At 31.0% G+C, this 22,218-nt stretch carries 18 protein-coding genes; 4 read left to right on the forward strand and 14 right to left on the reverse strand.

What is annotated here, in order from left to right:
- Window position 1: 1 nt before the first annotated feature.
- The 8 genes from I6U48_RS12040 to I6U48_RS12075 form a co-directional block, all read right to left on the reverse strand.
- The gene (locus I6U48_RS12040; protein WP_218320712.1) at window positions 2-904 is read right to left on the reverse strand and encodes a trans-4-hydroxy-L-proline dehydratase activase; all 903 of its coding nucleotides are present in this window, start codon (window positions 902-904) and stop codon (window positions 2-4) included.
- A gap of 198 nt (window positions 905-1,102) precedes the next feature.
- A complete protein-coding gene (locus I6U48_RS12045) occupies window positions 1,103-2,404 on the reverse strand; it encodes a TolB family protein (RefSeq protein WP_218320713.1) in 1,302 nt (433 codons plus the stop codon).
- Window positions 2,405-2,460: 56 nt separating this feature from the next.
- Window positions 2,461-3,966, reverse strand: a complete 1,506-nt coding sequence (locus tag I6U48_RS12050) for a sensor histidine kinase (protein ID WP_218320714.1) — start codon at window positions 3,964-3,966, stop codon at window positions 2,461-2,463.
- A 17-nt stretch (window positions 3,967-3,983) separates the two neighbouring features.
- Window positions 3,984-4,667 (reverse strand): response regulator transcription factor, encoded by a 684-nt coding sequence (locus I6U48_RS12055; protein ID WP_218320715.1) that lies wholly within the window; start codon window positions 4,665-4,667, stop codon window positions 3,984-3,986.
- 104 nt (window positions 4,668-4,771) lie between these two features.
- Entirely contained in the window at window positions 4,772-6,391 is a 1,620-nt protein-coding gene (locus I6U48_RS12060; RefSeq protein WP_312890987.1) for a sensor domain-containing diguanylate cyclase/phosphohydrolase, read from the reverse strand.
- Window positions 6,392-6,424: 33 nt separating this feature from the next.
- Window positions 6,425-8,269: a SpoIIE family protein phosphatase gene (locus I6U48_RS12065; protein WP_218320716.1), complete on the reverse strand. Its 1,845-nt coding sequence runs from the start codon at window positions 8,267-8,269 to the stop codon at window positions 6,425-6,427.
- Between the two features lie 11 nt (window positions 8,270-8,280).
- Window positions 8,281-8,661 (reverse strand): DUF1987 domain-containing protein, encoded by a 381-nt coding sequence (locus I6U48_RS12070; protein ID WP_218320717.1) that lies wholly within the window; start codon window positions 8,659-8,661, stop codon window positions 8,281-8,283.
- A gap of 13 nt (window positions 8,662-8,674) precedes the next feature.
- Entirely contained in the window at window positions 8,675-9,220 is a 546-nt protein-coding gene (locus I6U48_RS12075) for a SiaB family protein kinase (protein WP_218320718.1), read from the reverse strand.
- A gap of 203 nt (window positions 9,221-9,423) precedes the next feature.
- Between I6U48_RS12075 and I6U48_RS12080 the strand changes: the two genes are divergently transcribed.
- The 4 genes from I6U48_RS12080 (at window position 9,424) to gltA (ending at window position 15,463) form a co-directional block, all read left to right on the forward strand.
- Window positions 9,424-11,367, forward strand: coding sequence for a sigma-54-dependent Fis family transcriptional regulator (locus tag I6U48_RS12080; RefSeq protein WP_312890988.1), 1,944 nt, complete (start codon window positions 9,424-9,426; stop codon window positions 11,365-11,367).
- Window positions 11,368-11,601: 234 nt separating this feature from the next.
- Window positions 11,602-12,768, forward strand: a complete 1,167-nt coding sequence (locus I6U48_RS12085; RefSeq protein WP_218320719.1) for an iron-containing alcohol dehydrogenase — start codon at window positions 11,602-11,604, stop codon at window positions 12,766-12,768.
- Between the two features lie 431 nt (window positions 12,769-13,199).
- A complete protein-coding gene (locus I6U48_RS12090) occupies window positions 13,200-14,081 on the forward strand; it encodes a sulfide/dihydroorotate dehydrogenase-like FAD/NAD-binding protein (RefSeq protein ID WP_218320720.1) in 882 nt (293 codons plus the stop codon).
- Window positions 14,081-15,463 (forward strand): NADPH-dependent glutamate synthase, encoded by a 1,383-nt coding sequence (gene gltA / locus I6U48_RS12095; RefSeq protein ID WP_218320721.1) that lies wholly within the window; start codon window positions 14,081-14,083, stop codon window positions 15,461-15,463. The genes I6U48_RS12090 and gltA overlap by 1 nt, the downstream gene beginning before the upstream one ends.
- A gap of 239 nt (window positions 15,464-15,702) precedes the next feature.
- Here the strand turns inward: gltA and I6U48_RS12100 are convergent, their stop codons facing one another.
- The 6 genes from I6U48_RS12100 to ppsA form a co-directional block, all read right to left on the reverse strand.
- Entirely contained in the window at window positions 15,703-16,332 is a 630-nt protein-coding gene (locus I6U48_RS12100) for a TVP38/TMEM64 family protein (RefSeq protein ID WP_218320722.1), read from the reverse strand.
- A 106-nt stretch (window positions 16,333-16,438) separates the two neighbouring features.
- Window positions 16,439-17,527 carry a HAMP domain-containing sensor histidine kinase gene (locus I6U48_RS12105; RefSeq protein ID WP_218320723.1) on the reverse strand — a complete coding sequence of 363 codons (1,089 nt, stop codon included), beginning with the start codon at window positions 17,525-17,527 and terminating at the stop codon, window positions 16,439-16,441.
- The gene (locus tag I6U48_RS12110; RefSeq protein WP_218320724.1) at window positions 17,524-18,207 is read right to left on the reverse strand and encodes a response regulator; all 684 of its coding nucleotides are present in this window, start codon (window positions 18,205-18,207) and stop codon (window positions 17,524-17,526) included. Before I6U48_RS12110 ends, I6U48_RS12105 begins: the two co-directional genes overlap by 4 nt.
- 15 nt (window positions 18,208-18,222) lie before the next feature.
- Window positions 18,223-18,819 carry a class I SAM-dependent methyltransferase gene (locus I6U48_RS12115; RefSeq protein ID WP_218320725.1) on the reverse strand — a complete coding sequence of 199 codons (597 nt, stop codon included), beginning with the start codon at window positions 18,817-18,819 and terminating at the stop codon, window positions 18,223-18,225.
- Between the two features lie 561 nt (window positions 18,820-19,380).
- On the reverse strand, window positions 19,381-19,524 hold the full coding sequence (locus I6U48_RS29655; RefSeq protein WP_246615310.1) for an ATP-binding cassette domain-containing protein: 144 nt from the start codon (window positions 19,522-19,524) through the stop codon (window positions 19,381-19,383).
- Window positions 19,525-19,581: 57 nt separating this feature from the next.
- Window positions 19,582-22,206 carry a phosphoenolpyruvate synthase gene (gene ppsA / locus I6U48_RS12125; protein ID WP_218320726.1) on the reverse strand — a complete coding sequence of 875 codons (2,625 nt, stop codon included), beginning with the start codon at window positions 22,204-22,206 and terminating at the stop codon, window positions 19,582-19,584.
- Between the last annotated feature and the right edge of the window lie 12 nt (window positions 22,207-22,218).

Genomic DNA, 22,218 nt, shown 5'->3' on the forward strand with positions numbered 1-22,218 from the left:
ATTAGCCCCCTATCTCAATTTTAATTCCAGAATTCTTAAATTTACCTTTTATTTCTTCCATTCTCTCATTAGATGGTTTTTCCATTCCAGTTAAGTTGTATTGCATTTTTAATCTTCTGTATTTATCCATCCCCATTTTATGATAAGGCAGCAAGTTCACCTGCAGTATATTTAGACTGGATACAAACTTTATAGCTTCATTTATATTCTCATCATCATCATTAATACCTGATATTATAGGCATTCTTATATAAATATTACATCCCTTATCTGAAAGTTTTTTCAGATTTCTTAATATATTAACATTTTCTACCCCTGTATATTTAAGATGCCTTTCGTTATTCATAAGTTTTATATCATACAAAAATAAGTCTATTTTATCTGCTATTTCCTCTAGCTTTTCCCACTTCACAAAACCACTAGTATCTAGTGTTGTATGTATTCCTCTCTCCCTACAAAGTTTTAGTATTTCATTTAAAAAATCTATATGAACTAGTGGTTCTCCACCTGAAAAGGTAACACCTCCACCAGATTCATCATAAAATACCTCATCCTTTATAATTTCCTTCATAAGCTCTTGTGCTGTTATATCTTTTCCTACATATTCCTTAGCACTATTAGGGCAAAAATCTGTACATTTTCCACACAAGGTGCATTTACTCTCATCCGTCTTTGGATATTTCTCCTGAACTTCAACAGCTTTTTGTGGACACCTCTTTATACAGACCCCACAATTTGTACATCTTTCTTCAAAAAACATAATTTCATGCCCAGGGTTCTGACTTTCCGGATTGTGGCACCACCAGCATTTTAAGGGACATCCTTTAAAAAATACTGTAGTTCGTATGCCCGGACCATCATGAACAGAATATTTTTGAATATTTATTACAGTTGCATGCTTCATGTTCCACCTCCCTTATTAAATATTTTAAAAGTATTTACTGTTAACAGCTTAACTTCTACTTATATAGTTTCTAAGATTATGGACCATATTTGAGTTATAATAGACACTGTCTCTGAAACAATTCGTGTTCCTTCTCATCTATAATTATAGAATATTGATTATAAATTAAAAACCCCGAATTCCTTCGAGGTTTTTAATTTATTTAAAAGTAATAACATTAACTTCATTATTATCTCGTAGTACAAATCTATTTTTATCTAACGATTTTTTTCCATTAAAAAACAATATCTTCTTACTATCACTGCTCCATTGAATACAATCATCAAAAGATCCAGCTAGATCAATATTACTAGCCAGGCATATTCTACTTGTAAAGCTATTCCCATTAATTTTAGCAGCATACAAATTCCACTGTTCTTTCTTATTCTCAAGGACTAAATTTATATACACTACCTTTGTCTTATCTGGCGAAATCCACATTGGTGAACCATATGGACCTTCCTTTGATTTAACGGTATGTGAAACAACATTATAGAACTTCTTACTATCAGTATCATATATATAAGACCCATCTTTTCCTTCTAACATACCCTTGAAAAGAACTTTTTTTCCACCTTCTAATAGATCGTATTTTCCCGAAAAAATATCACTATAAGTGCTATTGTCGTTTCCTTGTGTATCACGATAGGGTAGCACAAATACCACATCTATTTTCCCGCTGCTGCTATTTACTTTAAATAATCCCTGTCTTTGATATCTCACTCCTATAAAATAAATATTCTCTCCATCCTCACTATAGAAGCTTGGAATTATACTAATCGACAAATCCTCTCTTTTTACTTTGACCTCCTTTGTGGAATTTTTCTTAATATTATACACTCTTAAGTCTCCGTTATCGGTATAGCTGATCAAACAATTTCCATCCTGAGACCAGTTTGCTGTTTCCTCCGACCCCACGGCTTTGTCTTTGATTGTTCTATAAGCTGCAGAGCTTGAATCATTTTTTAAGTCATATATATATAGACTATTACCTTTAGCATAGTTTAATTTACAAACACTAGGTAGTATATCTGAAAGTTTATTCTTTGTTTCTATATTCAACGGTTTTTTTTCTAAAGTAGAAAGTTTCAACTTATACAGGCTTCCATAAATATCATTTTGTGCTTTAAATTCCTCATCACTTACTTTAGTAATTTCCTTTACATACTTTTTATGAAATTCATCACTTCCAAGTCCAATTCCAACTATAGCTTCATCCTCTCCTATAAATCCAAGGTTTTCTGACACTCCAACCACATTACCGTAAGATTTTTTGCTCACTATTTCTAAAGGTTTATTGTCAGTTTGAGATAGCGATGAACTATCCTCACATACAACTACAGGACTTTTTGAAAACCCCTCTGCCTTTGCATTAAAAAACCTATTAATACCAATACATCCTCCTATAATAACTAGTGGAATTGAAATTTTTAGTACTAAAAATTTGTTCTTTTCATTCATTATTTATTCCCTCCATTTTTAGTTTATGATGAAATAATAAAGCTCAATTATCTCCATTAATTATCCAAGTTGTTGCCAAGTTGTAAAAATAGTGGGATTTTTATACAAACTTTTGTACCTTCATTTACTTTACTTTGTATATTTATTTTGCCTTTATATTTATCTAATATGGATTTAACTATAGCAAGCCCAAGGCCACTCCCTCCTCTTTCCTTAGAGTAGGCTTTATCTACTCTATAGAAGGGCTCAAATATTCTATTTAAGTTTTCTTCAGCTATCCCTTTACCTTGATCTTCTACAATTAGTATACAATTAGAATTTTCTCTATAAGCTGTCAGCCTTATTAGAGATTTCACCTTGCCGTATTTTATTGAATTATCTATTACATTTATAAGCATTCTACGTATTTCATCCTTACTTGCAAAGATAATAATATTATCCTGAAGGTTTTTTTCAATGCTAATTTCATATCTTTTAGCCTTAACGATCATATCATCACAAACTGCTTCTATAACCTCTTTCATATCAAGTTTCTCCGAAAAATCAATATCTACTCTGGTTTCTATTTTAGACATGTCTAAAAGATCTGTTACCATACTATGCAAGTGCTCTGATTCCCTTTTTATTTTTGATGCAGCCTTTATTAAAATTTCTTCATCTTCACTCACTTCATCTAAGATCATTTGTGAATAGCCTGATATTATGGTCAAAGGTGTTTTCATTTCGTGGGTTACATTATCAAAGAAAGCTTTTTTGTGCCCTTCAAGCTTTATTAAATCATCTCTGTCCTTTTCAATCGTCCATATTTGCTCTTTTATTTTATCCTTCATTTTACTAAAGCTTTTTCCCAGTTGTCCTACTTCATCTCTGGATTTTACTTTTAAATTAATATCAAAATTACCGCTGCTTATTTCCTTTGTAAGTTTGCCTAATTTTATAATTGGGATAGTAATTTGAGTTGCAAGAAGTATAGCAAAAACAAATATCATTAAAAATACAGAGAACATAAATACTTTTAGTTTCATTAATAAGCTGTTTCCTGCTTCAAATAATTCAGTATAGTCTTTAACATATCTTAAAATCCCAAATACTTTATTATCTGTATATAGAGGCTGAGAAAAAATAACCACATACCTTTTATCTAGTTTTACTATTTTGTATGATGACTTATCTCTAGTAGAAAGTTTTAAATCTTCATGGTTATCCTTTAAAGGCTCATTTTCACTAGAATATATATATCCATCGCTATAATCAGTGTCAAAAAGTAAATTACCATCATTTTTATACAAAATTACTCTATTATTAATCTTTTCAGCTATTCCACCAGCTATCTTTTCTGCCTGCTTTTCAAAATCTTTTTCATTAAATTCTATCTTGTTTATCAATAGAAACTGCCTAAAATATATATTCAAATCTCTTTGAGAGTTTAAAAGTTCATCACTTATAATCTTTTTGTTATTTTCCACAACTATTTTATTCATAACAAAAGTCATAACATTAAAACTTACACAAAAAATAAAAAACAAACCTATTGCAAACTTATATCTTATTGAATATCTCATTTTTCCTTTCTCCTAGCTTACAGCATTTTATAGCCTACCCCAAATACAGTCTCTATTACAGATTGTCCATCGTTTGAATCTAACTTTTTTCTAATCCTCTGAATATGTACATCCACCGTTCTGCTGTCACCTTCAAAATCATATCCCCAAACCTTTTGAAGAAGCTTATCTCTAGATAGAACAATCTTTGTGTTTTTAGCTAAAGTTATAAGAAGTTCATATTCCTTAGGTTTAAACTTTATAAGCTCATCCCCTTTAAAAACTTCCATTCTTTTTTCATAAATTCTTATGTTATTAGAAAGCTGTATAACTTCTTCACTTTTTTCTTCTGTTAAACTCTCTATTCTTCTAAGGCACACTTTTATTCTAGCAATAATCTCCCTTACATCAAAAGGCTTAGTAACATAATCATCTGCCCCTAATTCAAGTCCAAGTATCTTATCCACTATATCATTTTTAGCTGTAAGCATAATAATAGGAATTCTATAATCTTTAGATATCTCTTTACAAACATCATAACCACTTATATCTGGCAGCATTAAATCTAAAATTATAAGGTCTATCTCTTCTTTCTTAATTATATCAATGCCACCTTTACCATTTTCAGCTTCCTTTACGCTGAAGCCTTCCTTTTTTATATAATAGGATAGTATATCCCGTATATCTTCCTCATCTTCAATAACAAGTATAGTCTTACCCATTTCCATCCCCCTTTTTCTATACATATACTATTATAAACAAAGTTATTGCCAAATTGTAAACAGATATAGACACCCACGGCTGTGAGTGTCTATATCTCATCATTCTATAAAAAACTTTGGTAATTTTCCACGAATATTTTTACTAAATCAGGGTCAAACTGCTCACCACTGCATCTCTTTAGTTCTTCTAAAGCTTCTTCTTTACATATAGCATCCTTATATGGTCTATTATGTGTCATAATGTCATAGGATTCAAGAATAGATACTATTCTTGAATTAAGAGGTATATTTTTAGCTTTTAAACCATAAGGATATCCTTTTCCATCCCATCTTTCCCTAAGGCATAAAATACATTGAGCAAGAACAGGTTCTTCTATAGACTGTGCCATTCTAAATCCTATCTCTGTATATCTTTTTACAATATCCAGCTCAGCTTGAGTTAAGGAAATCTTTTTACCCAGTATTTCCTTAGGTATAGATACCTTTCCAATATCGTGTAAAGATGCAAAAAGACTCAAATTTAAAATTTCTCTGGAATCATTTTTAATATTTAATAACTTTGCAAAATTTAAGGCCATATCTTTAACTCTCTCGTTATGACCATAATCCTCAAAACATTTTTCATAAAGAGTTTTTTCAAGGCCTAATATAATTTTTCTTCTGACATCTTTGCTTTCTACAAGTTTATTTCTATACATTTCATTTTCAGCTATATTAAAAAGTTCCGATAAACTGGTTGTTGGACTTTCCATTGTAGCACTCCCAAGAGAAATACTTAATTTAATAGGATTAGGCTCAAAAGTTGTACATATTATTTTTATCTTTTTACAAATTTCTTTAGATCGTTCATCGTCTGTATTAGGCAAAATAATTAAGAACTCATCACCACCCCATCTAGCAACTATATCAGTTTTCCTGCAGGATTTCATAAAAGCTTTTGCTGCATTCACCAACAATTTATCTCCATTTTCATGACCAAATACATCATTAGTGAGTTTTAATCCATTCATATCAGCCATTATAACACTTAATGGCATACTAGATTCACTCTGCAGTTGAGGTATTATATTATCAATATACGTTCTATTAAAAAGGGTGGTAAGTTTATCATGATAACTAAGATATAAAATCTGATCTTCCGTTCTTTTTTTTTCTGTAATATCTGTAAGAATTAACATTATACTACTATCTTCACTCGATTCTTCAATATTAATAGCTTTATAACTAACGTTAATATACTTACCTTTAATCTTCAACATGTTTGGAAGCTTCTTCAGACATTCTAATTCAGAACATATATCCTTCTCATTAAAAAACTCCTTTAAAACGGAACTAAACAGTTCTTTTTGTTCTTTATTTTCATTACATAAAAGTTCAATAATATTCTTGTTTGAAATTTTATCTTCAAATAACCTAATACATTCAGAACTGTATTCTTTATTTACCAGCAAATCCTTTCCAAAAGTAAGAAATCCTTGATTAAAATTATCAAGTAGATTTCTAATTTCATATTCTCTTCTCTTTAACTCTTTCCACTGAGAATCACTAATTTTAATTGATTTACGAGTAAGCTTTAGAAGTTTTTTATAATTCTCAGCTAAGCTTTTATACTTATTAAAAAGTTCATTTTCAAAGTACCGTTCATTTTCCAAATCATCCATGACTTCCTCGAGAATATTCAATTCATCTCCAAATAGATCATTTCGTGCTTCGTAAACAGCCACATCCTCAACTCCTTTCTTAAAGTTAATTTAAAACTAAGCTTTAAAGGCCACAACAGTTATATCATCTCTTTGTTCCTCATCTTTCATATAAAGTTGAAGTTCCTGTTGAAACAAATCTAATTGTTCATCTAAAGGTTTTTCTGAATATTTTAATATTACTTCTTTTAATCTTTTTTTGCCAAAAGGCAAACTTTTCTCTCCTCCACCTTGATCTGTATATCCATCTGTTGTTATATAAAATGTTTCGTCATCTTTTAAATCAATTTTATAATTAGTAAATTCATAATCATTACTTGTATTTTTATAACCTACACCTTTTCTATCGCCTTTAAAACATTCAAGTCCCTCATTATTTTTTTTATAAAGAGATATTTTAGCACCCGCATAAATCAAATTTCTTTCATTTGAAACATATATAACCCCTGCATCTAAACCATCATCGATTGAATTTTCAACATCTCTTCCATGCAGAGCCTGCTTAAGGCGCAAATTCATTTCCTTAAGAATTCTTGCAGGATCATTATTACAAATGCTTTCGACAATATTACTTAATACAGAATTAGCTGTCATTGTCATAAGTGCTCCCGGTACTCCATGTCCAGTGCAATCTCCAATAGCTAAAATATAACCGTGGCTAAGTCTTTTAAAAAAATAGAAATCTCCACCTACAATGTCTTTAGGTTTCCAAATTATAAAATGACCTGTTAAAACAGAATCAAGCTCTTCCAAAGGAGGAAGTATAGATTTTTGAATAAATTTAGCATATTGAATACTATCCATAATTTTCGTATTTTTTTCCTTTAATTCTCTGGTTCTCTCATTAACTTTTTCTTCTAACTGTCTAGTTAAAACTAGAGCTCTTTTATAAGGATCTGCAATTTTTCTTGATATTAAAAAAAATATAAATATAATAAGTACAAGAGTTATAATACAAGCAGTTATTGTGTTAATCTTTACAGAATCTAATACAGATATACTCTCAGCTCTTGGCATTTGAAACACAAGCTTCCACTCTGTAGATTTTATCGGTTCACATATAACATCCTCTATTTCCCCTTTTGAATTTTTATACTCAAATATGTCCTGCTTTAAAATATTACTGTCCACTATTTCCTTAGTTGCAAAATTAGTAGTAAACTCTGATACATTTTTTCCAATTTGATCTATATTATCTGATAAATATATATTACCTTTACTGTCTACAAGCCATAAATTACTATGCTGTCCAAATTTATAACTTTTAAATTCTTCAGAAATGTCTTTTAAGCTTAACCCAATTCCAGTTACACCAAGAGGTTTATTGATATCACCAATAAGCACATTTATAAAAACAAAAGTATCTTTACGTTCCTTATTATAATCAATTACTATATTTACATCTTTTTTAGACTCTATTGTTTTAAAAAACCAAAGATCATAAGAATTATTACGCGATAAGGTATCAGCAAGCTGTCCACTCTCTGTATAATAATTATTAGTTAAAGAACTAACTATAAAAGAATTGCTATAATCATACTCTTTAGCCAAATCCATTATTTTCTGTTTTGAGTACTTTCCTAAATTTTCATCTTTTTCTCTACCTTCTAGCCACTTTATGATAACAGGATCTCTTGATAAAATAATTGATGTTTCTTTTGCTCTACTAATTCGCGCATCTATCTTTGAAGTTATGGACTGGGCTATATATATTAAATCTTTAGACTTAAGCTTTTGCACAACTGCAGATTTAGCTATATAGTAGCCTATCCCTCCCATTAGAAATACAGATACAACAATAGTTAAGCTGGCTAATACTATTACATTAATTGTACTATTATCTATAATAGTTTTATCATACTCTACATTTTTTTCGCTTAATTTCTTATTAAAACCAAGCATTTTATTGCCCCCTATGATTTTATTATGTTAAATGGTAATGAAATATCCTCTTTAAATTCCTCTGCACACTCTAGGCTGCTTTCATTTTCTTCATCATAATACCAATTAATCACTATATCCTTTCCTTCTTGAAAAGCATTTTCAAGCTTGTCTAAAAGCATTAGAATGCATTTAGAACTACTAGAATTTATATAGGGCATTTCAAAGTTTATTTCTATGGTAATTTCACCCTTTGCCTCTTCAATATATTCATCTATCCATTTCAAAACAGGTTCATAAAACTTGAAGGCATTCTCTGGATATGATTGTCCTTTGATCTTCAGAGAGTTTCCATCTGGATTAAAATCAATATAAGGTGTTGCTTTTGTTTCTTCAATAAGTAATCTATCCATTATATTACCCTCCTTATACTACAACACTTAGTTGAAAAAAATAAAATTTATCATCAATTGGCTTCAAAGAATACTCTATGGGCTTACTGGATTTACGTGCTATATCAATAAGCCCTATTCCAGCACTCACACTTCCTTCTTGAGGCTCTTTTCTTATTTCATCCTTATAAAGCTTCTTCAATCCATCATTGTTTAGGTTTTTTAATAATTCTAACTTTTCTTTAAGCTTCAACACATCTTCTTCCTCAACAAGATTGCCTGAGCATATAAAATATTCTGTGCCTATTTTGCCTATTGTTACAATTCCAGAGTTAGCAATGCTTTCATAGTTGCATGAGTTTTCTTTCTTTACAGTATAGTTTCTTATATTTTGAGTTTGTTCAATAAATATTCCAAAAACCTTACCTATATTACTTTTAGTACTTTTTTCCGCCTGCATATGTTTCTTGATAGCATCTCCTAATTCTTCAATTATTCCTTGTGAGAACCATCCTGAAAAGCTTATTAATATATTACTATCTCTAAGTATACTTTGAAGTTCCATTAAGTTTTTATTCATAAAGCCTACCTCCCTCTATAATATTTTCTAATTGGCTATTTGATTAGATTATAACAATAAAGTTAACTTTAAGGTAGTCTTAACTTATTGAAAATTACTTAGAAATACTACATAATAGATAAATAGGAATTCTATATATCTTCATTGTATAAAATATTAAAGTTTATGTAAAAACTTTCCTACTAGATTTTCGAGGTGATTTTGTGGAAAAAGATATTCAAAATATAAAGCAATATTGGTATAGTTTTATAAATAATAATAAAATAAATGATAACCTTATGAAAGATATTAAGGAATCATGGATAAGATGTAAAAATATAGACGTAGATCCTTTAACAGATTCTATTATGAAAATCTCAAAAGAAGAATTATATGTAAAATTAAAGCAAAATAAAGAATTAATAGCTGTAGCAGAGCCTATTATGGAAAGATTATATAACATAGTAGAAGGCTCTGGATTTGTAATAGTACTTACAGATAAAGAAGGCTGCATAATAAAAATTATAGGGGATTCCGAATGGCCAAAATCTAAAGAATTAAATCTTGTATTAGGTGCATTATGGAGTGAAGAATCTATAGGTTCAAATGCTATAGGAACGTCCTTGTATTTAGATAGTCCTCTTCAAATGATAGGTGCAGAGCACTATAATGTAAATAATCATTGTTTAACTTGTTCTGCTGCGCCTATTCATAATGATGCTGGTGAAATTATCGGCTGCATAAATATGTCCGGAAGCTATTCAAAGGCAAGTTCTCATACTACAGGCATAGTTGTTTCAGGAGCTTATTCTATAGAAAAACAATTTGCTCTTATAAATTCTAATAAACTATTAAATGTAATTTTTGATTCTATGTCAGATGGCATGTTAATTTTAGATAAAAACTTTAAAATAGCCAGGGCTAATAATGCTGCTGCTAAAATACTTCAAATCCCTATTTCTGACATACTGGCTTTGAATATAAATTCAGTTTTAAAAAATATGGATATAATTGAAAATAAACTGAACACGGAAAAAAGCTACTATAATATGGATTGCAATTTCTATATTAAAAACAGAAGGTTAAAATGCAGTATGAACGCCTTTCCTTTAGTTATCAGCGGTGAACTAAATGGAACAGTAATAACCTTTAAAGATGAAGGATCTGTGCATAAAATCGTAAATACTATGGCAGGCTTTACAGCCTCTTATAGATTTGAAGACATTATAACTAAGGACGAATCTATGAAAAGAACCATAGAACTTGGAAAAAAAGCAGCTTTAACTAGTTGCAACATATTAATAGAAGGCCCAAGTGGAACCGGAAAAGAGCTTTTCGCACAGTCAATTCATAACTACAGTAACAGAAGCGGCGGCCCCTTTGTAGCAGTTAATTGTGCTTCCCTTCCAAAGGAACTTATAGAGAGTGAACTTTTTGGTTATGAAAAAGGTGCTTTTACCGGAGCAACTAAGGATGGCCATCCTGGTAAGTTTGAATTAGCTAATGGTGGAACCATATTTTTAGATGAAATAGGTGAAATGCCACTCGATATGCAATCCAAGCTTTTAAGAGTTTTAGATAATAATAAAATAACCAGATTAGGCGGAACCTATGAAAAAACTTTAAATGTAAGAGTAATAGCTGCAACTAACAGAAATTTAGTTGAAGAAATACACAAAAAAAACTTTAGAGAAGATTTATATTATAGACTAAATGTAATGAATATAAAAACTATACCTTTAAAAGATAGACCAATAGACATTGAAACTTTAGCAAATCACTTTGTTCAAAGATTAAACCTAAAATCTCCTGATACTTTTAAATATTTAACTGATAAATATTTAGATATTATCAGAAGATATGAGTGGCCTGGAAACGTAAGAGAATTAAGAAATGTAGTTGATCGTTCCTATTATTTATGTGAAAGTAATAACATAACCGAAGATCTATTATATGATTATATTGTTAAAGACAAAACATCATTTAATCCTCAAGAGAAGACTAATACAAATAAAATTTTAACTATAGAACAATTAGAAAAAGAAAATATTACAGCTGCTCTAGAAAAATGTAACGGAGATATTTTAAAAGCTGCAAACATTTTAAATATTAGTAGAGCGACTATATACAGAAGAATTAAAAAATATGGTATAGATATAAGATTTTAATGATATAAATAATAACAAAATATAATACAGAATTTAAGCTCAATATTTTTAACAATTTATTCCTCTCAATTTGTTAAAAATATAACTTCTTTTCTCAAATTGAGACGTTTTTTGTATCAATATTGAGACTTAATTGTTAAAAAACATGAAAAGTGGTGTTTTCTTTATTGGCATGTCTTTTGCTTAATTATATATATATGTAAAATAAAACGTAATTATTAGGAGGAATATAACATGTCAAGATTCACACTACCAAGAGATATTTATTTTGGAGAAAACTCTTTAGAAACACTAAAAACATTAAAAGGTAAAAAAGCTATAATCGTAGTTGGTGGAGGCTCAATGAAAAGATTTGGCTTCCTTGACAAAGTTGAAGAATATTTAAAAGAAGCAGGTATGGAAATAAAATTAATAGAAGGTGTAGAACCAGATCCATCTGTTGAAACAGTTATGGCAGGCGCACAAACAATGAGAGAATTTGAACCAGACTGGATAGTATCAATAGGCGGAGGATCACCAATAGATGCTGCTAAAGCTATGTGGATATTCTACGAATACCCAGAGTTCACTTTTGAAAAAGCTGTAATTCCATTTGGAATACCAGAACTAAGACAAAAAGCTAGATTCGTTGCTATACCATCTACAAGCGGAACAGCTACAGAAGTTACTGCTTTTTCAGTAATAACTGACTATAAAGCTAAAATCAAATATCCTTTAGCTGATTTTAACTTAACACCAGATATAGCTATAATCGATCCAGCTCTTGCTCAAACAATGCCAGCAAAACTAACAGCTCACACTGGTATGGACGCTTTAACTCACGCAATAGAAGCTTATGTTGCAGGCCTAAGATCATATTTCTCAGATCCTCTTGCAATGCAAGCAATCGTTATGATAAAAGAAAGCTTATTAAAGTCCTATGAAGGCGATAAAGAAGCTAGAGACGAAATGCACATAGCTCAATGTTTAGCAGGAATGGCATTTTCAAATGCATTACTAGGAATAACTCACAGTATGGCACACAAAACTGGTGCAGTATTCCATATTCCACACGGATGTGCTAATGCGATTTTCTTACCATATGTAATTCAATTTAACAAAAAAGCTTGTTCAGACAGATATGCTGCTATCGCTAAAACTTTAGAACTAGCTGGAAGCACTGAAGATGAATTAATAGATTCATTGATAGCTATGATACAAGATATGAATAAGAAGATGGATATTCCTTTAACACTTAAAGAATATGGAGTAACAGAAGAAGACTTTAATTCGAATCTGGACTTTATAGCTCATAATGCTGTACTAGATGCATGTACTGGGTCAAATCCAAGACCTATAACAGATGAAGAAATGAAGGAATTATTTAAATGTACTTTCACTGGTGAAAAAGTAGAATTCTAATTTCGTATCAATTTGCAAAAAACAATATAAAATCTCAAAGATGAGACAAATCTTTGTATCATTTTTGAGATTTTGTTTTATAAACATATTTAAAAAAAACAATTTCATATAGATATCAACGCCAGACACTTAACTTATACGCAGGCATATGTTGACAAAACTGAAGGCACATATAAAAACTTTTTTGTCATTCTTAGTGAAGCATTTTAGAAAATCTTAGAGGCTCTGATATGTTTGAGGTACGAGTTTATCAGAGATTCTTAGATTTTAAAAATGCTGAGCTTTAGAATGACTAAAAGTTTTTATCGTGCTGAAGTTTGGCAATATATGCCGGAGTATAAGTTAAGTGTCGGCCGCAGGTATCTATAATTGGCATAATTCTTGCTTTATAAAATTTTGAATAAATTTAAGTTCAATCGAGGAGGAAACAAATGTATAAGATAGTTGAAAAAAGAGAATTAGCACCAAATATAGTACTTTTGGATATAGAAGCACCAAGAGTTGCTAAATCAGCAAAACCAGGACAGTTTGTAATAGTAAAAATAGATGATAAGGGTGAAAGAGTACCTCTTACAATTTGTGATTATGATGTAAAAAAAGGAACTGTTACTATAGTAATTCAAGCTATAGGATGTTCTACAAATAAAATGATAGCATTAAATGCAGGTGAATATCTTGCTGACTTTGCAGGTCCTTTAGGTCAGCCTTCAGAATTCATCCATGAAGACTTAGAAGAGTTAAGAAAAAAGAAAATAATGTTTGTGGCAGGTGGTGTTGGAGCTGCTCCAGTATATCCACAGGTAAAATGGTTAAGACAAAACGGCGTAGATGTAAATGTTATTGTTGGCGGAAAGACAAAGGATTATTTACTTCTCATTGATGAGATGAGGGAATTAGGAGCTACTGTATATCCTTGTACAGATGATGGTTCCGCTGGATTTAAGGGATTAGTAACAAATCAATTAAAAGAACTTATTGATGCTGGAAACAAATATGATGTTGTAATAGCTATAGGCCCTATGATTATGATGAAATTTGTATGCAAGCTTACAAAAGAATATAATCTAAAAACTATAGTAAGTTTAAATACCTTAATGGTAGATGCAACAGGAATGTGTGGAGCATGTAGAGTTAGTGTAGGTAACGAAACTAAATTTGCCTGTGTTGATGGCCCAGAATTTGATGGACACTTAGTAGACTTTGATGAAGCTATGAGGAGACAGACTCTTTACAAAAGCGAAGAAGGTCGAAAACTTGTGGCTGAGCAAAAGAAGGACGGTCATACTTGCAGCTGTATGGGGGGAGATAAATAATGGATAGAATGAAAAGAATACCAGTAAAAGAACAAGATCCAAAAGTAAGAGCTAAAAACTTTGAAGAGGTTTGTTTAGGATATAGCAAAGATGAAGCTGTACTAGAATCAGCTAGATGTTTAGATTGTAAAAAACCTATGTGTGTAGGCGACTGCCCTGTAAGTATAAATATACCAGAGTTTATTGAAAAAGTTAAAGAAGGAAATTTTGAAGAGGCAGCAAAGATTATAGCAAAATCCAGTGCACTTCCAGCAGTTTGTGGAAGAGTATGTCCACAGGAAAGCCAATGTGAAGGAAAATGTGTACTTGGAATAAAAGGAGAAGCAGTAGCTATAGGTAAGCTTGAAAGATTTGTAGCAGACTGGTCAAGAGAAAATAACATAGATTTATCTGATAAAAGTCCTAGCAATGGTAAAAAAGTAGCTGTTATAGGAAGTGGACCAGCCGGACTTACTTGTGCTGGAGATTTAGCAAAGCAAGGCTATGATGTAACAATATTTGAAGCATTACATGAAGCAGGTGGAGTTTTGGTTTACGGAATTCCAGAATTCAGACTTCCAAAGGAAACTGTTGTTAAACACGAAGTAGAAAATGTTAAAAAATTAGGTGTTAAAATAGAAACTAACGTTATAGTTGGCAGAACTATTACTATAGATTCTCTCTTGGAAGAAGAGGGTTTTGATGCTGTATTTATAGGTTCTGGTGCAGGACTTCCTAAGTTTATGGGAATACCTGGTGAAAATTTAAATGGTGTATTCTCAGCAAATGAATTTTTAACAAGAAATAATTTAATGAAAGCCTTTAAAGAAGAGTATGATACTCCTATAAAAGTAGGCAGCAAGGTAGCTGTAGTAGGCGGAGGAAATGTTGCTATGGATGCTGCTAGAACTGCCTTAAGACTTGGAGCTGAAGTTCACATAGTGTATAGAAGATCAGAGGCAGAACTTCCAGCAAGAGTAGAAGAAGTACATCATGCAAAAGAAGAAGGGGTAATACTTGATATTCTTACAAACCCAACAGAAATCATTGGTGATGAAAATGGATGGGTTAAAGGAATGAAGTGTATAAAAATGGAACTTGGAGAACCAGATGCATCAGGAAGAAGAAGACCTGTAGTAGTTGAAGGTTCTGAGTTTATACTAGATGTAGACACTGTAATAATGTCTCTTGGGACATCACCAAATCCATTAATTTCTTCTACTACAAAAGGCTTAGAAATCAACAAACATAAATGTATAGTAGCAGAAGAAGAAAGTGGAAAAACTTCAAAAGATGCCGTATACGCTGGCGGCGATGCTGTAACAGGAGCAGCTACAGTAATACTTGCTATGGGTGCAGGTAAGAATGCAGCTAAAGCTATACATGAGTATTTAAGCAAATAAATCAGAAATTCCTCGGGAATCTTTATAGACTCCCCCACCGAAAGGTGACTTACACTCTGGGTATGTTACCAAACTTCAGCACTACAAAATTTTTTTATATGAGCCTTCAGTTAAAGAATATATTTAATATCATAGTCAGCTTGATATTTCCCCATTTTTTATAATCTTGCTGATTTCACATCAATTTGTTTGTTAAAAAACAAGTTGATGTGAACTTATTTTATTTACATGTTTACATTTTATAAATCAGCTTGACTATTCCACTTTATGTAATTCACATAACTCATTGAAATTATAATAATTAATGTAATGATAAATACATACAGAGAATACTTCATGCTTATCCCTAAAAAAGTATATAAAAGAATAACTGGAGTATCGGCTATAAATATAGTTACAACATACTTGATAAAAGACATCCCAGTTAACACAGAAAAGAAACATACTACATCTGATGGTACTATAGGAGAAGAAACTCCTAAAGCTAGGATTTTAACATTATTATCTTGAATTAATGAGTATATTTTTGGATATTTATTAATTATCTTTTCTTGGTACCCCATACCAATTGTTGCCTTAACAAATAAAAACAAGAAAATCTCACTTAATAAATTTGCTATGGTAACTAAAATAAATGCTTCTACTGGATTAAATAATATTCCTGCACTTATAATAAAAACGGTACAAGGGATTAGAGTAAAAATTCTAAATGAAGCAATTGTTAAAAATAATAACGTACTGTACTTAGGATATGCTTGTAAAAAACTAGTGATTTTGCTTGCTCCATCAATATACAATTGATATTTTAAAAATACACCTAGGATTGCTATCCAACATAAAAAGATCATACTTTTAAATAACTTATTCATTATTCCACCTCTATTTTTATACTTAAAATTTCATAGCTTTTCTAACTATGAAATTTATTATAAATATTATTTATTAAATAAAAGTGGAGAAAAACATTAAGATTTATTAAGATTTTTTCTTAGGCAATTCAATATTAAAACTAATTATACTGCTCTTACATTCCGCCCAAATTCTTCCATTATGAAGTTCTATTATTTTCTTTGCAATAGGAAGTCCCAGTCCAGAACCTTCTATTTCAGCATTTCTCGATTTATCTATTCTATACATTTCATCAAATATTTTTGTCAAATCACCTTTACTAATATTGTCACTTTCATTAATAAAAGAAAGTTTAATATTCATATCCTCTTCCCACATTCTAATTATAAAAGTCGAGTTTCTATAACTATATTTTTCTGCATTTTTTACTAAGTTTTCAATAACTCTAATAAATTTTTGCATATCAATTTCACACATCAGCTCATTTTTAGCGCATTCAATTTTAACTGATATATTCTTTTCAGATAGAAATAAAATATGCTCTCCTACTATCTGATTTACTAAAACAGCTATATTAAATGGAACCTTATCTAATTTAATATAGTTATTTGAAAGCTTTGTATACTCAAAAAGCTCTTCAATTAATTTTTTTAAATCTGTACTTTTTTTATAAGCTATTTCTAAAAACTCCTGCTGATCTTTTTGTAAAACTTCCTTGCCATTATTAAGAAGTTCTAAATATCCAATTATAGATGTTAACGGAGTCTTTAAATCATGGGAAACAGCAACAATTAATTCATTTTTAGCTTCTTCCTGCTTTTTTTCTTTTTCATAATTTTCTTTAAGCCGTTCAGACATGGTATTTATATCCTTAGCTAATTGAGCAATTTCATCGCTGCCTTTTATATCTATAGGCTTTAGATATTTCTGGGTTTTTATATTAGTAACGCTTTTGCTAATATATTTTAAATATTTAATTCTTCCATTAATTGCAATTAAAAAAATAATTGTAAAAATTATCAATGCTAAGATAAAACCTGCAATTGCTAAGAAAGATCCATATTTAACTATAATGTCAGTGTTTATATTATCCGCACCAACTATTTTTTTTAATATATTTACCAAAAACACAAAAGAAAAAAAAGTAAGTATCATGTCAATAGGAATCAAGATTAGTAATTTGATTCCTACCTTATTCATTATTATTTTCTTCATATTTTATATCCGACCCCCCAAACTGTCTTCACATACTTGGGATTCTTAGGATCTTCTTCAATTTTCTGTCTGAGATTTGTTATATGAACTACAATAGAAGTATCTGATACTGCAAATTTTTCTTTCCAAATAATTTCATATAATTTCTCAACCGAAAACACCATACCTCTGTTTTTAGCTAAACATTCTAATATATCAAATTCCTTTGGTGTAAGTTTAACTTTGTCACCATTTACTATAACTTCATGAGTATCAAAATTAATGGTTAAATCTTCAATGGTAAGTATGCTGCTGTTTTGAGGTTCTGCATTGAACTTTTTATATCTTCTAAGTTGAGCCTTCACTCTAGCTATAAGCTCCATAGAACCAAAAGGTTTAGCAACATAATCATCAGCACCTACCGTTAATCCTTTTATCTTATCAATTTCCTCATCTTTTGCTGACAAAAATATTATAGGCATAGTATAACTTTCTCTAATTTTTATACAAGCACTTATGCCATCTAATATTGGCATCATAATATCTAAAATAACTAAATCAAAATTATTTTCATTAATCATAACTAAAGCTTCAGCTCCATTAGAAGCTTCCATAATGTTATATCCCTCATTCTCAAGATAAACCTTGATTAAATTTCTAATACTTTTATCATCATCTACAACTAAAATGTTTGTATTCATACAAACCTACCTTTTCTAGGACCAATTGTCCTTATTAAAATAATTAATAAATTTTACATTTTTACACCTCAAAATATAAGCTGGCGGCAAATTTAAAAGTACTTTCTTCCTTTTAATTTTATCAAAATATTTTCTAAAAAGATTCATTTTAAATAAAGTATATTGAAATGTTATAAATTCACCTTTGGCTTTTAGTATTTCTTTTGTAACTGACAATATTGTTTGGCTCATGGTATCAGGTAGACTTGCAAAGGGAAGACCTGATATTATATAGTCGACCTTATCAATATTATATTTATCTAAATATTCTTTTATATTTTCTGCTGAGTCATTTATAAGTATGAAATTTGTCTCATCTTTAAACTTATCCTTTAAAATTTTATAAAAGTCTAAATTACATTCTATAGCTATAAATATAGTGCTATCTTTCTTTTTATTTAATATTTTTTCAGTAAAGATACCTGTCCCTGGCCCATATTCAATAATACAGGTCGCGTTTAAAAAATTAATGTCTTCAACCATTCTATCTGCTAATTTTTCTGAACTTGGTGCTACAGCACCTACTGTTTTAGGATTCTTTATATATTGTTTTATAAAATTTACGATTTCCATTTTATACTTCCCCCCATGTCAATATGAGGTTAGTATAAAATAGAAATATTAATCTTTTACCTCAAAAAATATTAAGAATTATTAATATTTTTGAACTTTATTTTATATATGGAAAGTATGCTATAATTCCATTGAAACGCAAAATGCAACCTTATAAATATTGAAATAACTCTATACATTTCCTGCATCTGTTATGATTCCATGTATTCTAACATCGCTAGTTACGTGTTGCCTTAAAGCATTTATTCCATTAAAGAGTTGTATTACACCGTCTAAGTCATTTATACTTTCATATCTATTACAAATAGCAGTATTTTCAAAACATATATATAGATACCCATACCAGAAAGTAAACTTATACGCAGGTAGATGTTACCAAATCTGAAAGCACATATAAAAACTTTTTTACCATTCTTAGCGAAGTATTTTAGAAAATCTTAGAGGCTTTTATATGTTTGATTCCAATTTTTTCTCTACTTTTTCTAAGTTCCTTTGCAGCTAACTTAGTTAAGTTCTTGTTATTTACTATTACTTCTCCAGAAGTAGGCTTTTCAAGTAAGTTTATACAACAATCAAAGTACTTTTTCCAGCTCCGCTATATCCAATAATTCTATAGATTTCACCTGCTTTAATATGAATATTAACTTCTTTTAAAGCTTCCACTTTTGTAGCTTTGCTAGTATAAACCTTTTTTATAACTTTCAAGGATTTTTCTTATCTTTCAAAGTAAGTTAAACTACTTTGTAGGAGTATCTTCTGTCTCTACTCAAGTATTTCTACATATCCCTCTGTTCCGTTTACTCTAATTCTCTGTCCGTCCTTTATAAGCTTTGTAGCATTCTCTACACTTGCTACTGCCGGAAGTCCGTATTCTCGCGCTACAACTGCTCCGTGGGTCATCATTCCCCCAACCTCCGTTACAAGTCCCTTTATAGATACAAATACTGGTGTCCAGCTAGGATCAGTGAAAGTAGTAACCAGTATATCACCTTCCTCGATGTTAGCATCCTCTATTCTGAGTATTACTCTTGCCCTTCCCTCAATGTCACCTGCTGATACAGCTACCCCTGCCAAAGCACCTTCAGGGATCTTGCTTGTGTCGTATTTACTGGATATAATTTCTCCATCAGAGGTAATTACTCGAGGAGGTGTGAGCTTCTCGTATATCTCATAGTCTTCTTTTCTTTTTTGTATGATGCTATAATCCAACTTATTTGTTTTAATAACCTCTCTCAATTCTTCATATTTAAGATAGTAGATATCCTCTTTTTCTTTTATGAGCCCTTGATTAGCTAGTTCTTCTGCTTCTTTCACAATAACCTGTTTCACAATCCATTCATACCATACTAAAGTATATTTATTGAACTCATGGTAACCAGCATAATTACGTAGAACACTTATGCCCTTCTTTGCCTTTTTAGCCTTTCCTCTACCTCCTGGCAGCTTTTCAAGTTTTCTTAAGATATCCCGCTCCTTTTGTTTAGCTTCTTTAAGTCCCTGCTGGAATTTAGCTTCGTGAGCATTAGGAGGATAAACCTTTATATTACCTAGAATTAGTGGAACTAATATTGTTGGTTTTTCATTCCATCTAGTCCTGCTTATATCTATTTCTGCAGAGCAGCGCATGCCATATTTCTTCAAGAATTCTCTTATTACCTCACTTACTTCAACTCCCCCCGGAAGTTTTATAAGATCCTCAAAAAAGCTGTCATCCTTAGGATTCTCCAGATATTTAATTACTTCTGGATACTTTCTTACTACATCTGATACATCCAAAAGTTCAAGCCCCATTTCTGAGGTAACATTATTGGATACCGATTGAGCAAGAGTATCTGCTGGATTTTTTTCTCCGAGCCACTTCCCCAAATTCTTATTAAGCCAACTGGAAGCATATGCTCCGGCAAAAACAACTCCATAAGTGTCCATCATATTGTCTTTTATCCGAATCATGCTTTTATCAATAAAATTAAAAAGCTCCATACCTGAAATCTTCTGTGCCTGCTGCTCTAATTCTGACATCATTGATCTGCTGCGATCCATATAGAATTCTGCAATGGCAGGATCATTTTTCCTATAGCATTCTATAGTCTTAGCAAGCCACCTAGCAGCAAGCTTGACAGGAACCATTGTTTTCCTTGATTTATAAAGATTTTTCATAATATCTTCTCGTTTTAAAACATTGTAAAATGAATTCTGTATAAGAACATCTATCGCTGCAAGTCCTTTAACAAAAGACTTTCTCATAATAGGTGATCTTAATTCATTTGATGAATCTATATACAATCTTCCACCAGCCTCATACATTTGCGTATCTACCATCTGCTTCATTAAAATCTCAAAAAAAGTCATGCTTAAGGGAGACATTGCCTCAGTCATCATCTGGCGATGACCAAAGGATAAGAATACATGAATCTTATTATCCTTCACTTCAGGTACAGGATATAAAGTAGTAATAGGACGACTTTGAACAATATATATCTTATCTTCGCAAATACACCATTCTATATCCTGTGGACGTCCAAAGTACTTCTCGATTTTTCTGCCTATTTGTTCAAGCTGTAAAATCTGCTGGTCAGTGAGAGTTTGAGAATTCTGTTTATTAGCCTCAATTCTCCTCTGCTCGGTTCCACCTTGTTTCAAACCATAAATAGCTAGTTTCTTAGTAGGTACCTTTTTATCTATAATCTTACCTTCCTTTACTTTATAGATATCTGCATTTACAAGTCCTGACACTAGTGCTTCTCCAAGACCAAAGCTTGCATCTATAGAGACAACCTTCCTATTTCCATTTATAGGATCTGCCGTAAACATTATTCCTGAAGCCACTGGGAAAACCATCTTTTGGATAACCACAGAAAGATATACCTTGCAGTGGTCAAAGTTATTCTGCATACGGTATATTACTGCTCTGTCTGTAAAAAGTGATGCCCAGCACTTGCTTACATGGTGAAGAATATCGCTTTTTCCTATTATATTTAAATAAGTGTCCTGCTGTCCTGCAAAGGAAGCTAAAGGCAAATCCTCAGCAGTGGCACTTGAACGAACTGCATAGGCATTTTCTTCACCAAACTTTTTAATAAATTCAGTTATTCCTTCATCTATATCCTTTGGAATAGTGATTCCTTCGATCACGCTGCGAATTTCTCTACTGATTTTACCTATTCTTTCTCTATCGTCTATCTTCACCTGAGATAATTCTTCTACCAGCCTGTTAAACTCCTTGTTATCCTCTATTACCTTCTTATAAGCTTCAGTAGTGACACAAAAACCATCTGGAACCTGTATTCCCTGAATTCTTGAAAGTTCTCCTAAGTTCGCACCTTTGCCTCCTACTACAGGAAGTTGTGATTTATCAATGTCCTTAAAGCTTAATAAATATGAATTCATAGCTATTCTCCT

Origin of the sequence: Clostridium thailandense, assembly GCF_019207025.1 — a bacterium.
Classification (GTDB): Bacteria; Bacillota; Clostridia; order Clostridiales; family Clostridiaceae; genus Clostridium_AM; species Clostridium_AM thailandense.